Origin of the sequence: Rhizobium sp. 25PS6 (assembly GCF_032464655.1) — a bacterium.
Lineage (GTDB): Bacteria > Pseudomonadota > Alphaproteobacteria > Rhizobiales > Rhizobiaceae > Rhizobium > Rhizobium laguerreae.
Window position 1 is genome coordinate 365,462 of the sequence record NZ_JAWDIV010000003.1, and the last position, 15,724, is coordinate 381,185.

The window sequence follows — 15,724 nt, forward strand, 5'->3', positions numbered from 1 at the left end:
TGCCCGTTAACCATGATATGTTGTCCTGAATGTGGCCCGTTCCGGATCGCATTGAATGCCGAATCTATGCTTGCATTTTTGTATTCAGCCGGCTGATCATGCCCGAGTGAGATGGCCGCATGAGCGGGGACCGCAAATCCGACACGGCTTGGAGGATCCGATGACCGTCAATGTTCAATTCCGGTTTCGCAGCGGTTTGCCTTCGATGGCGTTCGACAATGTCCGTCTCCGCGGCAGTTGGGACGAGCAAGGCCGTCCCTCGAACGGGTGGACGTCTCATCCGATGCAGCGCTCTCGTGACGAGGATGGCTATGATGTTTTTGTCGCCCGCGTGCCCTTTCCCGATGGCGAGATCGGTACGCATTTTCGCTGGGGGATCGAACTCGATCGGCCGGGCATTCCAGACCTATGGGCGATCGCCGCTGAATTGGACGATGAGGCCTCCTCGCGCCGCGAATGCTCCTTCCATCTCCAGCAGGGAATCGGGCCGCAGACCTATTATCTGACGTGGATCGGCCGTCTGGGAGCGAACCGGGTTGAGAAGCCCAACAGTTCCGACGGCATCCGCTTTTCGGTCTGGGCGCCAAACGCCAGGGCGATTTCGCTCGTGATAGCCGATCCTGCCATCGGCTACGTCGCCGACGACGGCACCGGAACGGTCGCAACCATCGGGATGCGAAGGACCGTTGATGGATTCTGGAGCGTTGAAACCGGCGAGGACGACGGCCTTTCCGATTTCGACAGCATGGTCGGCACGCCCTATATGTACCGCATCACCAGGGATGATGGATCGGTTGCTTACCGCACGGATATCTGGTCGCTCATGCAGATCGGCGCCGGAGACTTCGATCCGGATGGAGCCGTCTATCACGGATCGCCGGCGGCATTGGACGGACCGCAAAGCTGCTCGGTCGTCTGCGATCCGAAGCGGGTCGTACTTCCATCCGGGCAGGAGGTTGCCGCCGAGACGTTCTGGGTTGACGAATTCGTTGGCGGCCGAACACTTCCGGAGCGGCTCGAGGATCTGGTGATCTATGAATTGCACGTCGGCGCACTCGGTTTCGGCAAGGCCGCGCCCGGCACACTTGATGATGCCATTGCCTTCGTTGAGCATCTGTCGGCGCTCGGCGTCAACGCCGTGGAACTGCTGCCGATTGCGGAATTCGAGACCCGGGCCAACTGGGGTTACGGCACGTCGCATTTCTTTGCCGCCGACCAGGGGGCTGGCGGTACCGATCGGCTGAAGATGTTCGTCAAGGTCTGCCACCAGCGCGGCATCGCCGTTATCCTCGATGTCTGTTATAACCACTTCGATCCGGATGGCGAGCGGGCGCAATGGGCCTATGATTCCACCGATCACACCCGCAACATCTATTATTGGTATGAGGGACGCCCCGGCGACTACGCCGATCCGACAGGCGGCTATATCGACAACATCTCCACGGGATGGGCGCCCCGCTTCCATGAGGAAGCCGTGCGCCAGCTTTTCATCTCCAGCGCGGCATTTCTCGTCTCCGTCTGCCATATCGATGGTTTCCGCCTTGATCAGACCAGTTCGATCCATCAATATCCGGTGCTGCATGCCGATGGCCGGCGCGCCGATCGGGCCGCGGCCTTCGGGGCCAAGTTTCTGAAGCAGTGGACCCGCACGATGCGGCTGATCAAGCCGCAGCTTTTCCTGACGGCCGAGGATTATTCGGATTGGTCGGCGATGACCGAGCCAAGCCTGACCGGCGACGGGCTCGGCTTCGATGCGACCTGGTACGGTGATTTTCATCACAACCTCGTCGAATATCACGGCGGCGCGCAGGCGCAGCTGTTGAAGAATGCCGGTTTCGGCGACAAGCGGGCGCTGACCATGTCGTCTCTTGCCGGCGCGCTGCAGACGAGCGCGCGATCCAAGGTGGTCTACAACCAGTCGCATGACGATTGCGGCAATCGTGAAGGATCGGCGCGAACCGCTGTTATCGCCGTCAATTTCGCGCCAATCGCCGGTGAGACCAGGGCGTGGGCGGAGGCGAGATCCCGGTTCGCAGCGGCGATGACGCTGCTATCGCCAGGGACGCCGATGTTTTTCATGGGTGAGGAAATCGGCGCCCAGAAACCCTATCGCTACAATGATTTCCTCGAGAACCGGGAGAATATTCTCGGCGAAGCTGATGGTAGCGGCGCGGGGATGCTCAGCTGTTATCGCGATCTCATCGCGCTCAGCGTCCATCAGGATGCTATTCGATCCCGCAACATCGCCATTCCCGTGGTTCACGACGAAAATCGGGTGATCGCGTTTCATCGATGGAACGATGGCGAGGATTGCCTCGTCGTGGGGTCGCTGAACGACGCTCCCTTCGAACACGGCTATCGGCTGTACAGCGAACGCCTGGGCGATGACCTCTGGGAGGAGATCTTCAACACCGATGCTCAGATATATGGCGGCTGGAACGTCGGTAATGGCGGCGGAAGAATCAGAGCAACGGCGGGAGTGCTGAATGCGATGTTGCCGGCATCAGGGGTTCTGGTCTTTCGCAGGCTGTGAGCCACGCGCGAACGGTTAGACAAAGCCGAGCGGCAGATTTTCCACTTTCCTGTCGTTGCCGTAGTCGCGCTCATGCGGCGAGCGACGGCGGCCATCGCGGCGGGCGGAAAGATCGATCCGGTTTTCGGCAAAGATCCCATCAGGCCAGGTGCCGGTGTCATGGCAATCGGCGTCGATCTTGGGTGCAAGGATTTTCAGGATCATCGGGGTTCCTCCACGGCGCAGCATCAACAGTTGGAAAGGTTGTCTGGTTCCATTCATAATCCCGCAATTATTAATAAATTAACCATAAATGCCGGTCTTCGGCAAAGGAGATCGCCGCCGGCCTAGCCGGACAGCCGCGATCGTTCTCAGGAACGTTCAATGGACGTTTGACGACGAGGACATCGACGCCAGCATTCCCTCAGTCGCGCGGACCAGCCGCGCCGTGCGCGCCAGCACTTCGGCGCCGGCCTCTGTCTCGGCAATCGTGGTTGCCATGCTCTCCAATCCGTCCGCTACCTCGATCAGCGCTGGCAGCATGTCGGCGCGTCCGACTGCTTCGGCCGATCTGGCGAGTTTTCGCAGCGCCTCCGAATAGCTCGATATCAATGCGCGTTTCCGATCTGCCGGAATATCGCAGAACGAGCGTTTTTCAGAGGGCGACAGTGGTGACTTCGACATGGACGCGACCTGTTGAACCTCGAACGAACTCGCATCCGCATTATTTGTTCCCGAGCCGGTCAATCGTCGCGAGGCCGGCCGCTTGCATTGAAATGGAACTCCGGACCTCGATGGCCGTTGAGGTGCATGAACACAGGAGGTTTCCATGCAGCTGATCGATACTCGGGTGACGCAGGCCGGCGACATCTTCACCGTCGAATTCCTGGGCGAGGGAGGAGAATCGATTTCCGTCAAAATCGACAACTCCCATGGCGAGCTCGATGACACGACGGCGGTCGACCACGCCAAGGTCATGATGGTTCAGCTGACCGCCTTTGCCGGCGCGGAAGCAGACGGCAGCATCAACCGTTACGATGCCTTGAGCAACGGCAATTTCGACGAAGGCAGCAAGGGTTTGATCGGCCAGCCGAGTGCGCGTTCGGCCGGCGACAGGCAAACGCTGGAAGAAGAGCTCGATGAAGGCCTCGAGGACAGCTTTCCTGCAAGCGACCCTGTCTCGGCAACGGTATCGTCCATTCCCGCCAACGCACGACGGCACTGATTTCACCGCGATCTCAATTCCAAATGCAGGCGAAGGCTGCCCCGGTTCCCGCGGGGAGCCTTCTTCTTACATGACGGATTGATGTCAAAACTGAGAAACAGGTGAAAACTCCAGCTGTGTGATTGACATGGGAGCCTTCTAGAGAGGGCACGAGAAGGGAGCGCCCGTGAGGCGCTGCCGACGTCTCGGAGACGCGCCCCCCATGAAAATCATTCAGATCACCGACACCCATTTCAGCCCCGGCAAGCCGCATTTCAACGGCAACTGGGCGCCGCTTCTGACCTGGATCGAAGCGACCGGCGCGGACCTGATCGTCCATACTGGCGATCTCACTGTCGATGGCGCCGACAAGGACGACGACATCACCTTCTCTATGGATCTGATGCGTCAGGTGTCGATCCCGATGCTGATCGTCCCCGGCAATCACGATGTCGGCCACCTCAAGGGATCGGACCAGCCCGTCAATGCCGAGCGGCTGTCCCGCTGGCGCAACCTTGCCGGCGACGACCGCTGGCTGGAAGATGCGGCCGGCTGGCGCTTCATCGGATTGAACTCGCTGCTTCTCGGTCATGAGGATGACGAGGAAGAGGCGCAGTTCGAATGGCTTCACCAGGCGCTGTCCGACAGGGCAGGGCGGCGGGTGGCGCTGTTTGCGCACAAGCCGCTGTTCGTCGATGCACCCGACGAAGGCGATACCGGATATTGGAGCGTTCGCCCGGCTCAGCGCCGGCGGCTCTATGATCTGATCGCTGCTCATGACGTGGCGCTGTTTGCAAGCGGCCATCTCCATTGGGCCTGGCAGGGTCGCTTCGGCAATACCCAGCTGACATGGGGTCCGTCGGCCGCCTTCATCATCGACAAGATGGAGCGCGAGATGCCGGGCGAGCGCCTGATCGGCGCTGTTGTCCACGAGTTCGATACTGGTGTCGAAAGCACGATCGTCGCCGTTCCCGGCATGACCGCGCATGTGCTCGACGATGTCGTGCACGAGGTCTACCCCCAGGCGGTCAAGCAGCGGGAACCCGTCGAATGAGCGCGCTCTCGCTTCGCGGCATTGCTAAGGCGTTCGGCGGCAACCAGATCCTTGATGGCGTCAGCCTGGATGTCGCCGCCGGCGAATTCATCGCGCTGGTCGGTCCTTCCGGGTGCGGCAAGAGCACGCTGTTGCGCGTCCTTGCCGGCCTCGACCACGCCGACCAGGGCGAGATCCTGATCGGCGGCAAGGATATGTCCGGCGTTGCGGCCGCCGACCGCAACATCGCCATGGTCTTTCAGTCCTACGCGCTTTATCCGCATCTGACGGCCTCTGAGAATATCGCCGTGCCTTTGGCGATGCGTCGGTTGTCGAGGATGCAGCGGCTGCCCTTCATCGGGTCGTTGATGCCGGGCCAGAGCGCCACCCGTAGGACGATCTCCCGCGACGTCAGGGATATGGCGACATCGCTGAAGATCGATCACCTGCTCGACCGCAAGCCCGGCCAGATGTCGGGCGGCCAGCGTCAGCGCGTGGCGCTGGCCCGCGCCATGGTGCGCCAGCCGAGCATCTTCCTGATGGACGAACCGCTCTCCAATCTCGATGCCAATCTGCGCGTTCACGCCCGAGGCGAGATCGTCGACCTGCATCGCCGCGCCGGCGTGCCGACGCTCTATGTCACTCACGACCAGGCGGAAGCGCTTTCCATGGCCGACCGTGTCGCCGTGATGATGGGCGGAAAGTTGCTGCAGATCGCCAGCCCCGAGGTCATCTACGACGATCCCGCCCATATTGAGGTCGCCCGCTTCATCGGCCAGCCGCGCATCAATCTGCTGCCGGCCTTTGCCGAAGGCGGCGTCATTCTCTGCGGCGGCCTGCGCCTGGCGCTTGAGAATGCGCCCGTCGGCAAGATGCCGGTCACGCTCGCCATTCGCCCGGAATTCGTCTTTGTCTCCAAGAGCCGGCATGACGGCCTTGCCGCTAGTATCGAACGCGTCGAATTCCTGGGCTCCGAAGTCATCCTCCATTGCCGGCTGGACGCGATCGGCGAGACTATCGTCGCCAAGGTTCAACCGGCCGAAGCCTCCGGCCTTGTTGCCGGCGATCCGGTCGGGCTGCGGCTTTTGCCCGACCGCACGCTGATCTTTGCCGAAGACGGCAGCCGGCTGGCCGGCGGCGTTGCAGTGGGTGATGCAGGGCTCGGCGCTGCCGATGCCGGGCTCGCTACAAGCGATGCCGGGCTCGCAATAAGCGATGCCCAGCGGGAGAGGGCGCATGGCTAGCATCGTCTCCATGGCCGTGCCGCAGGATGCCGCCGTTGCGCATCGGCGCAGCGAGGCCCGCATCGCCTGGATGCTGGTGATGCCGGCGATGGTCCTGCTATTCCTCTTCGTGCTTTTGCCGGTTGCATCAGTCATCGTGCTCGGCTTCACCGATTTCGAACTCGGCTACGGCAAGTTCCGTTTCGTCGGCTTCGAGAATTACGCGCATTTGGTCACCGACCGCACGTTTCGCAAGTCGCTGTGGAATACGACGGTCTATACCGCGGTCGTAGCACCCGTCTCGATCCTTCTCGGTCTCGGCATCGCGATGTTGATCGAGAGCGAGACGAAGGCGCGCAGCTTCTTCCGCACTGCCTATTTCCTCCCGGTCGCCTCGCTGATCGTCGCTATGGCGACCGTCTGGCAATATATGTTCCACCCCACAATCGGCCCGCTCAACGCACTGCTCGCCCTCGTCGGGATTCCCGGCCCGAACTGGCTGGGCAGCTCCGGCACGGTGCTTTACAGCCTCTCGATCATCGGCGTCTGGCAATCGGCCGGCTTCAATATGGTGCTGTTCCTGGCCGGACTGACGGCAATCCCGCGCGAGCTTTACGCGGCAGCCGAAGTGGACGGCGCCAGATCCTCCCTCGACCGGTTCCTGCTCGTCACCTGGCCGATGCTCGGGCCGACGACGCTTTTCGTCATCACCATCAGCATCACCAATTCAGTCAAGGTCTTCGAGACGGTGAAGACGCTGACCGAGGGCGGCCCGAACAAGGCGTCGGAGGTGCTGCTCTTCACGATCTACCAGGAAGGCTTCGTCTATCTGCGCGTCGGTTATGCCTCCGCGATGACGGTGGTCTTTCTGCTGATCCTGGTGGTGCTGATGTTCCTGCAGTACCGCGTTCTCGATCGCCGGGTGCATTACACATGATGACGAACGCTTCTTCCCTCGGCAGGATCATCCGCCTGGCGCTGCTTTCGCTCGGCGCAATCATCTTCCTGTCGCCCTATGTCTTCATGATCTCGACGGCCGGCAAGGCCCAAAGCGACATCTTCACCTCGTCGCTGTCGCTGATCCCGGCGCACTTCACCTATGCCGAAAATTTCGCCAAGGCCTTGAGCCGGGTACCGATGGCGCATCTGTTGTGGAACGGCGTCGTCGTCTGCGGGCTGATCTTCTTTTTCCAGGTGCTGGTGGCGATCCCTTGCGCCTACGCCATGGCAAAGCTGCGCTTCGGCGCCGCCCGCGCCATGATGGTGCTTGTCATGCTCGGCCTGCTAGTGCCGATCCATGCGACCGCGCTGCCGCTCTATGTCGCCTTCGACCGCGCCGCGCTGCTCAACAGCTATGCCGCCCTGGTCGCGCCCTTCACCATTTCGGTCTTCGCAATTTTCATGTTCCTGCAGTTCTTCCGCGCCATGCCTGATGATCTCATCCATGCCGCACGTCTCGACGGTATGTCGGAACTCGGAATCGTCGCCCGCGTCATCGTGCCGAATGCCTGGCCGGCGGTCACGGCCTTCGCCATCTTTTCGGTCGTCGCCCATTGGAACGATCTCTACTGGCCGCTGATCGTCATCAGCAAGCAGGACTATGCCACACCGCCGCTCGGCCTGATGTATTTCCGCGCCGCCGAGGCCGGCGACGACTACGGCGCGCTGATGGCGGCGACCCTCACCATTACCCTTCCCCTCGTCATCGCCTTCCTGCTTGCGCAGAAGCGCTTCGTCGAAGGCATCACCATGACCGGTCTCAAAGGCTGACCGGTTTCAACCCAGGAGAACGAGCGATGAAACATATCACCCAGCTTCTCGCCGCAGCGGCCGTCTCGATGGCAATCGCGCTTCCCGCGCATGCCGAGACGACGCTGACGGTTCACTACCCGATGCCGGGCTTCTTCAAGGACGTGATGGACACGATCTCGAAGAAGTTCATGGAAGAAAATCCCGATATCAAGATCCAGTTCGCCAGCCCGTCGGCCACCTATGAAGAAGGCATCCAGACGATCCTTCGCCAGGTCGGCACCAGCGAAATGCCCGATATCACCTTCATCGGCCTCAATCGCCTGCGCATGCTCGACGAACGCGACGTCGCCGTCGACCTCGGTCCGCTCGTCCAGAAGGACGGCAACATGGGCGAGCAGGGCTTCTCCGACACGATCCTCAAGCTTGCTCAGGTCAAGGGCAAGCAGGTGGGCCTGGCTTTCGCGACCTCCAACCCGATCATGTATTACAACGCCGATCTCGTGAAGGCGGCCGGCGGCGATCCGGAAAATCCGCCGAAGACCTGGGATGAGGTCATCGCGCTCGGTGGCAAGATCAAGGCGCTCGGCAATGGCGTCGACGGCATCGACTTCCGCTGGCAGGGCGACGACTGGATGTTTTCGGCACTGCTCTTCGGCGCCGGCGGCAAGATGCTGAGCGACGACGAAAGCAAGGTTGCCTTCAATGGGCCGGAAGGCCAGAAGGCCGTCGAAGTCTTGCATCGCCTGGTCACCGAGGGCGGCATGCCCGTGTTCACCAAGGCCGCCGGCGAACAGGCTTTCGCAGCCGGCAAGGTCGGTTTTGAGTTCCAGACCACGGGCGCGCTGCGCAACACGATCAAGAATGTCGGCAACAAGTTCGATCTGCGCACCGCCAAGATCCCGTTGATCGATCCGGTGAACGGCCGCCTGCCGACCGGCGGCAACGCCGTCGTCATCCTGACGCATGACGCCGCCAAGCAGGATGCCGCCTGGAAGTTCGCCAAATTTGCTGCCGGCCCTTATGGCGCTTCCGTCGTCGTGCCCGGCACCGGTTATGTCCCGAACAACGAGCTCGCCGCAAAGTCGGCCGATTATCTCGGCGATTTCTACAAGCAGAACCCGCTGTTCCAGGCAGGCCTCAGCCAGATGCCGGTGATGATCCCTTGGTATGCCTTCCCAGGCTCGAACGGCGTCAAGGTCACGCAGACCATCGTCGACAACCTCTCGCGCATCGTCGACCAGTCGGCCGAACCGAAGGAAGCACTCGATGACGCCGCCGCCGATGTCGAGGGCATGCTGCCGCGCAGCTGATCGTCGTCTTCGTCAGGAATTGGGCCGCCGCGAAGACGCGGCGGCCTTTCTATTCCGGAGTGATGGCGCGCACGGTGCCGCCGCGGCGAAGCGTATAGGCGACATTAAGATGGCGGGCAGGGGCGGCATTCTCCGCCATGTCGAGCAGCAGCGAGGCGGCCGTCGCCCCCATGCTGGCATCCGGCATTTCGATGGTCGTCAGCGGTGGATCGATCAGCCGGCCGATGGCGATGCCGTCGAAGCCGGCGACCGAAACATCCCCAGGCACGGAAAGCCCCTCGCGCTTCAGCGCGCCGATGACGCCGAGCGCCAGGAGATCGTTGGAGGCGATGATCGCCGTCGGCGCAAGCGAAGTCATCGCGACGCCAAGATCGAGCTGGTCATAGCCGCTGACGAACGGGATCTGCACGGCATCGAGTGGTGTCAGACCGTTCTCTGCCATGGCCTCGAGATAACCGCGGTAGCGAAGGTGGGCGCGGTCGGAGGCGGCGAAATTGCCGGAGAGAAACAGAATGTGGCGATGGCCCATGCCGATCAGGAATGTCGCGATCTCGCGGCCGGCCGCACGATTGTCGGCGGTGACGGCCGCCGGAAACTGCGCTGTCGGCAGGTTGTTGAGCAGTACCGTCGGCGGGAGCTTTGCAAGCAGCGCCTGGCTGGTCGAGGGGTCACAGACGGTGAGAATCAGCCCGGTCGGCCGGTCGTTCAGGAGCGCTGCGACGGCATCGGCCTCGCGCGCCGGATCATAATTCGACTGGGCGATCAGGACGCCATGGCCGGCCACCAGCATGCGGTTCTGGATGCTCGACAGCGACGAGGCAAAGACCGGATTGGTAATGCTCGGAATCAGCACGCCGATCACAGGCCTGCGTCCGAGCCTGCCGGCGGACGAGCCGGCCGGGCGGTAACCGAGTTCGGCGGCCGCACGGCGCACCTTGCGCACCATCAGGTCGCTGGCCGGTCCGTTGCGGTTGAGAACCCTGCTTGCGGTCGCCAGCGAGCATCCTGCCCGGAACGCGACCTGCTCCAATGTCGCCATCGAAAACGCCTCCTGGTGACAGTATCGAGGCGCAATCCCTTAGGCGGGTTCGATGACATTGGTCTGACACCCACAGCATTATGCCGAAACCTGTGAGCAGTTTTCGGACGACATCATGCTCTAACTCTTTAATTGAGAACAGGATTCAGATTTCAGGCCGACCCGGCCTAAAATCATCCTGTTCTATGCAGCGTTATCTACTTCTTATTCATTACAAACATGGAAGTTGATGGGGAATGCAACCTGTGGAATAGTCAGGTTGGCGTCATCTACCCTCTTCATTCTCATCACCTGGACAAGAATGTCTCACAAAAAAATGGAATGCTCCACGGTGTGGTGGTTTCTCGCGACGGTCTCCCTCGTCGCAAACTTCACGTCGCCAGCCTATGCGGACAGCCCGTCCGTGCCCTGGCCACAAACGCAAAGCGACATCCAAGCCGATCCCCATGTGCGTTTCGGCATGCTCGCCAACGGCATGCGATTTGCGATCACGCGCAATCTCACGCCGCTGGGACAGGCGGCGATCCGTTTTCGCATTGGCTCCGGTTCGCTCGACGAAAACGACAACCAGCAGGGTCTGGCGCATGTTCTCGAGCACATGGCCTTCAAGGGTTCCACACATGTCGCCGAAGGGGAGATGATCCGTATCTTGCAGCGCAAGGGTTTGGCCTTCGGGCCGGACACCAACGCCCATACCTCTTATGACGAGACTGTCTATGCACTCGATCTGCCCGAGGTCGATGCAGACACGGTTTCGACGGGCCTGATGCTGATGCGAGAAACGGCGAGCGAGTTGAGCCTCGACGCCGACGCCTTCGATCGCGAACGCGGCGTCATCTTGTCGGAGGAGCGGCTGCGCGACACACCGCAGTATCGCGCGGCGCTCGAAATCATGAATTCGTTGCTCGCCGGCAAACGTGTGACCATGCGGGCGCCGATCGGTAAAGCCGACATCATCAGCAATGCGCCTGTGGCCCTTGTCCGTGCTTATTACCGGGCCAATTACCGACCCGATCGGGCAACGCTGATGGTGGTGGGTGATATCGACCCCGCCGCCGTGGAAACGGAAATCCGGCAGCGCTTCGGCGATTGGAAGGCCGTCGATCCGGCGCCGGCAAAACCGGATCTCGGCACGCTGGTGACGAAAGGCAAAAGCGCCGACCTCATCGTTGTTCCCGGCGGCATGACGAGCGTACAGGTCGCCTGGACGCGTCTCTTTGACGCGGCGCCTGACACCTTCGCCAAGCGCCGCGCTGAGCTTATTGAAAATATCGGTCTCATCGTGCTCAATCGCCGGGTGAGCACCATCGCCGGCAAGGCGGATGCCCCATTCATCAGTGCGGGCGTCGGCTCTCAGGATATCGTCGATTCCGCTCATGTCGTGCTGATCGCGGCAAACTCCGAGCCGGACAAATGGCAGGCGGCGCTCACGGCCATTGACCAGGAACAGCGTCGTATCCAGGAGTTCGGCGCTACGCAGGCGGAGATCGATCGCGAAATCCTCGACTATCGCTCGGCCCTGCAGGCTGCTGCGGCCGGAGCCGCGACGCGCACGACCACCGACGTCGCTTCCATGCTGGCGAGCAGCGTCGATGACGATCAAGTCTTCACCTCGCCTGCCGAAGACCTCTCGCTGTTCGAGACGATGACGAACGGCGTCACGGCGGCCGAGGTCAATCAGGCGCTGCAGCGTGCCTTCTCCGGCAACGGTCCGCAGGTGGTGCTACAGACGGCCCAATCACCTGAGGGCGGAGCCGGCGCGGTTCGGCAAGTCTACGATGCGTCAAATGCCGTTGCCGTCTCGGCACTATCCAGTGCAGCTGACGTCGCCTGGCCCTACGCCCATTTCGGCGCGGCGGGCGCTGTGGTCGAACGCCGCGCCGTCGACGATCTCGGCTTGACCATGGTGCGCTTTTCCAACGGCGTGCGGCTGACCGTCAAGCCAACCAAGCTGCGCGCCAACGAAGTGCTGGTGCGTGAAAATATCGGCGGTGGTCGGCTGGATCTGCCGCACGACCGTTCCGCCCCGATCTGGGCATCTGCGGCCGTCGTGCTGTCCGGCGTCAAGGCCATGGATTACCAGGATATCCAGAAAGCGCTGACAGCCAACATCGTCGGCATCGATTTCTCGGTCGGCGATAGCTCCTTCAGGTTCGACGGTCGTACAAGGACTGAAGATCTTGCGACGCAACTGCAGCTCATGACCGCATACACCTCCGATCCCGCCTATCGCCCCGAGGCTTTCAAGCGTGTGCAGCAAGCCTATTTGAGCGGTATCGATCAGTATGAGGCGACGCCCGGCGGCATTGTCAGCCGCGATTTCCCAAGTCTCGTGCATTCGGGCGACCCGCGTTGGACCTTCCCCGATCGCGCGCAGTTGTCGGCCGCTCATCCAGAGGATTTCGAGGCGCTGTTCCAACCTATGATCTCCAACGGCCCGATCGATATCACCATCGTCGGTGACGTAACGGTGGACGACGCGATCCGGCTGACAGCTGAAACCTTTGGCGCCTTGCCGCCGCGCCCGGAGACGACGTCGAGCGACGATCGCAACGACGTGCGTTTTCCGGCGACGAACGAGAAGCCCGTTGTGGAGGCCCATAAGGGCAGGGCGGATAACGCCGCCGCCGCGGTAGGGGCTCCGATTGGCGATTTGCTTTCCGACCTGCCGCGGTCCTTCACCGCCAATCTCGCCACACAGATTTTCCAAAACAGGCTGGTCGACCAGTTTCGCACCGCTGAAGGAGCAAGCTATGTTCTGGAGGGCGATGCTGACCTGTCAAGTGAAGTCCCTGGCTACGGCTACGCATATTTCTACGTCGAGACAGACCCGGCAAAGGTCGCGCGCTTCTACGCACTCGTCGACGAGATCGCCAAGGATCTGCGGTCGCGTGATGTCTCCCCGGACGAACTCACGCGCGCCCGGGAACCCATTATCGAGACACTGAAGCATCAGCAGCAGGGTAACGAATATTGGATTGAATATCTGCGCGGCGCTCAGACGGATTCGCGTGGCTTAGACCGGATACGCGACAATCTCAGCGGCTACCAGAAGGTCGCCGCCGCAGATATCCGCGCTTTTGCCACGACCTATTTCAGCCCGGAAAAATTCTGGAAATTCGAAGTGCTGCCGCCGGCGGTGCGATAGGAACGGCGGTTGACGACGCGCATGTTCATCTCCGCGCGAAGCGCAAAGCCATGTGTCTTGTAGAGCGAAATGGCCGACGTGTTCGCCGCATAGGCGTGCAGATAGGCTGTGTCGCCGCTCGCCGCGATTTCGCCGGCAACGAAGCGGAAGAGCAGGGTGCCGAGGCCGTGTCCCTGGAAATCGGGATGGGTGCAAAGCCCGCTGAGCTCGATGAAACCTGTCTGCCGCATCCGTTGCTCGGCCATCGCCACCAGGCGGCCTTCGCTCTTGATCCCCCAGAAGCTGCCGAGGCTTTGGGCTCGCAACGTGAACGGCCCGGGTTTGGTCAGCGTCGCCAAATCAAGCATGTCGGCGGCATCGGCCTCAGTCAGCGGCTGGATGCGGGAATCCGAAATTCGCTCGTGCGGCCGCTCGGCAATCATCTGGACCACCGATGCCTCCGTTGCGACGGCAAGACCCGGTGGAATGGCGATCAGCCCAGATTCGACGAGAATCATGCTCTCCTCCTGCGAAAGCATGTTCTCCAGGGCGTCGAGGCTCTCCGGCGTTTCGTCGGCGGACGCCGCGAAAGGAACGATGGAGGGAGGGTATCGCCGCGCGAACTTGCCGCCTTCGGCAAGATGGGCATGGGCGGTCTCCAGCGCGCTCCAGATCGGCCGGTCGAGGACATGGGGCATTATCGTTCCTCCTTGGCGGCGTTGCGGCTCGCAAGCGGCATCGCGGCAAGCCCGTCCTCGATGGCCGCGAGCTGTTCGAGGATCGGTCCGTCGAGATCGCCGCAAAGATCCGCAACGGCGGCGGCGATGCGCGGCCAGATCACCTTTTTCGAATGATCGACGAGGTCCTGTCCCTTGTCGGTCAGCGAGACCAGTCTGCGACGCTGATCATCCGGGGCCGGCTGCATGTCGACGTAACCGAATTCGAGAAGCTGGCCGATGGTGCGGGTTGCGCCGGGCTGGGTGATGCCCACCGCCTGCGCGAGCTCGCCGATCGTCAATGGCCCAGACCGGTCGATCGCTGCAAGGAATGGATATTGGCCCGCCTGAATGCTGAGACCGGCCTCGTCGATGACCTGCTGGGTATCGGCCTGCAGCCTTTCTCCGATGCGCCGCAGCCGGCTGCCCATGCACAGAAACCCCAGCGTCCGGACCACATCCTCGACCATGCCGATCTCCATTTGTATGGAAAGTTATATAACATGTTATACATTGAATGGCAATTCTCCTGAGCAAAGGGCCGGCAGGTCAAGCCGGGGCAGGGCGGCACAAGCAAGTGCCTCGATCAGCCCCGCCATCTCCTGGCCATTAGCAACGCCGCCAGCACACAGCTGAGCAAGCCAAGGGACAACGGCAGACCCTGATGTCCGATCAGTTGCATCGCCAGTCCTGTCGCAGGCGATCCGACGATGCCGCCGATGCCCCATACCAAGGCGAAGGTCGCATTTCCGGCGATCAGGGCCTGGCCGGTGAAACGCTCGCCGAGCTGGATCAGCGATAGGGTGTAGATCCCGAACGAGACCCCGCCCCAGACGAAAACGAGCGGCCAGATAAGCCACGAATTGAAGGCCGACGGCAGCAGCAGGCAGCTGGCGAGGCAGGCCAGGACGCAGAATAACATCATCCGTGTCGAGCCGAACCGTTCGGCCAAGCGCCCGAGCAAAATCTGCAGCACGGCATTGCCGGCGATGAAACAGGTGATGAGCGAAGCGATGCGCCCTTCGGCGCTGCCGAGTGCTGCACCATAGACCGCGAACAGTGAAAGCAGGATCTGCTCGAAGGCGGCAGCGGCAAAAACGGCAAACAACAGCAGTGGTGCCAGCGCGAAGAAGCGGCCCACCGTTGTAGCCTCGCCTTCACCAGGCATGTCCGGCAGGCGTGGGACGACCGCAAGCACGATCAGGCCGCAGAGGAGGAAGGCCGTAATGCCGATCACGAAAGGCGGCCAACCCTCAGTGCCGGTGAGCCAGAGCGACAGCGGGCCGATGGCGAAGCCGCCCGAAACGATCGATGAATAGAGACCCATGATCCGGCCCCGGCGCGGCGCCGGTGTGATCGAGATCAGCCAGGTTTCGCTGATCACGTAAAGCGGATTGGCGAAGACGCCGAGCAGGAAGCGCAGCGGCATCCAGGCCCAGACGTCCTGCGCCCAGGCAATCGTCATCAGGGTGAGCGCGGCCAGGCTCGAACACAGGATCGCCAGCCGAGCCGCACCCACGCGCCGCGAAAGCGCCGGAATGAAAGGCGCCGATAGAATGAATCCGAGCGGCGTCATAGCCGCCGACAGTCCGATCAGGGCTGATGTGGTCCCGTGCCGCTCCAGGATGAAGCTGAGCAGCGGATAGGTCAGCCCCTGCGCCACGGCAAATACCGTGACGGTCGCGATGATACCCGCCATCGCGGCCCATGGGATCCGATCCGCTCGCAGCGACGTCGTGCCGTGCAAATGCCGATCCGACACGTCCGCCGGCTCCACGCAGGAAATATCGTTCACGGCAACCTCCATA

At 61.8% G+C, this 15,724-nt stretch carries 14 protein-coding genes; 8 read left to right on the forward strand and 6 right to left on the reverse strand.

The genetic code is table 11. From position 1 onward, the window contains the following. Positions 1-160: 160 nt before the first annotated feature. A complete protein-coding gene (locus RWK44_RS06460) occupies positions 161-2,533 on the forward strand; it encodes an alpha-amylase family glycosyl hydrolase (protein ID WP_168281928.1) in 2,373 nt (790 codons plus the stop codon). Positions 2,534-2,548: 15 nt separating this feature from the next. On the opposite strand, the gene RWK44_RS06465 is transcribed toward RWK44_RS06460, so the two are convergent. Together RWK44_RS06465 and RWK44_RS06470 are read right to left on the reverse strand one after the other, a co-directional pair. Further along, a complete protein-coding gene (locus tag RWK44_RS06465) occupies positions 2,549-2,737 on the reverse strand; it encodes a hypothetical protein (protein ID WP_029875172.1) in 189 nt (62 codons plus the stop codon). Positions 2,738-2,893: 156 nt separating this feature from the next. Then, a complete protein-coding gene (locus RWK44_RS06470; RefSeq protein ID WP_131666075.1) occupies positions 2,894-3,196 on the reverse strand; it encodes a hypothetical protein in 303 nt (100 codons plus the stop codon). 145 nt (positions 3,197-3,341) lie between these two features. On the opposite strand from RWK44_RS06470, the gene RWK44_RS06475 reads away from it, so the two are divergent. From RWK44_RS06475 to RWK44_RS06500, 6 genes are all read left to right on the forward strand, one after another. Continuing rightward, positions 3,342-3,737 carry a hypothetical protein gene (locus RWK44_RS06475; RefSeq protein WP_077980998.1) on the forward strand — a complete coding sequence of 132 codons (396 nt, stop codon included), beginning with the start codon at positions 3,342-3,344 and terminating at the stop codon, positions 3,735-3,737. Between the two features lie 202 nt (positions 3,738-3,939). After that, positions 3,940-4,770: a metallophosphoesterase family protein gene (locus RWK44_RS06480; RefSeq protein ID WP_131666076.1), complete on the forward strand. Its 831-nt coding sequence runs from the start codon at positions 3,940-3,942 to the stop codon at positions 4,768-4,770. Continuing rightward, on the forward strand, positions 4,767-5,993 hold the full coding sequence (locus RWK44_RS06485; RefSeq protein WP_131666077.1) for an ABC transporter ATP-binding protein: 1,227 nt from the start codon (positions 4,767-4,769) through the stop codon (positions 5,991-5,993). The genes RWK44_RS06480 and RWK44_RS06485 overlap by 4 nt, the downstream gene beginning before the upstream one ends. Beyond that, positions 5,986-6,909, forward strand: a complete 924-nt coding sequence (locus RWK44_RS06490) for a carbohydrate ABC transporter permease (protein ID WP_077980995.1) — start codon at positions 5,986-5,988, stop codon at positions 6,907-6,909. The genes RWK44_RS06485 and RWK44_RS06490 overlap by 8 nt, the downstream gene beginning before the upstream one ends. Beyond that, positions 6,906-7,742, forward strand: coding sequence for a carbohydrate ABC transporter permease (locus RWK44_RS06495; RefSeq protein WP_077980994.1), 837 nt, complete (start codon positions 6,906-6,908; stop codon positions 7,740-7,742). The genes RWK44_RS06490 and RWK44_RS06495 overlap by 4 nt, the downstream gene beginning before the upstream one ends. A 26-nt stretch (positions 7,743-7,768) precedes the next feature. Further along, entirely contained in the window at positions 7,769-9,034 is a 1,266-nt protein-coding gene (locus tag RWK44_RS06500) for an ABC transporter substrate-binding protein (RefSeq protein WP_077980993.1), read from the forward strand. 49 nt (positions 9,035-9,083) lie between these two features. Here the strand turns inward: RWK44_RS06500 and RWK44_RS06505 are convergent, their stop codons facing one another. After that, on the reverse strand, positions 9,084-10,073 hold the full coding sequence (locus RWK44_RS06505; RefSeq protein ID WP_316028562.1) for a substrate-binding domain-containing protein: 990 nt from the start codon (positions 10,071-10,073) through the stop codon (positions 9,084-9,086). Positions 10,074-10,302: 229 nt separating this feature from the next. Between RWK44_RS06505 and RWK44_RS06510 the strand changes: the two genes are divergently transcribed. Beyond that, positions 10,303-13,221 carry a M16 family metallopeptidase gene (locus RWK44_RS06510; RefSeq protein ID WP_316028563.1) on the forward strand — a complete coding sequence of 973 codons (2,919 nt, stop codon included), beginning with the start codon at positions 10,303-10,305 and terminating at the stop codon, positions 13,219-13,221. Here RWK44_RS06510 and RWK44_RS06515 read toward each other — a convergent pair. The 3 genes from RWK44_RS06515 to RWK44_RS06525 form a co-directional block, all read right to left on the reverse strand. After that, positions 13,164-13,898, reverse strand: coding sequence for a GNAT family N-acetyltransferase (locus tag RWK44_RS06515; RefSeq protein WP_168281939.1), 735 nt, complete (start codon positions 13,896-13,898; stop codon positions 13,164-13,166). The two genes, RWK44_RS06510 and RWK44_RS06515, sit on opposite strands and share 58 nt — an antisense overlap. Then, positions 13,898-14,386 carry a MarR family winged helix-turn-helix transcriptional regulator gene (locus RWK44_RS06520; RefSeq protein WP_168281941.1) on the reverse strand — a complete coding sequence of 163 codons (489 nt, stop codon included), beginning with the start codon at positions 14,384-14,386 and terminating at the stop codon, positions 13,898-13,900. The genes RWK44_RS06515 and RWK44_RS06520 overlap by 1 nt, the downstream gene beginning before the upstream one ends. Positions 14,387-14,502: 116 nt before the next feature. After that, a complete protein-coding gene (locus RWK44_RS06525) occupies positions 14,503-15,723 on the reverse strand; it encodes an MFS transporter (RefSeq protein WP_168281943.1) in 1,221 nt (406 codons plus the stop codon). Between the last annotated feature and the right edge of the window lies 1 nt (position 15,724).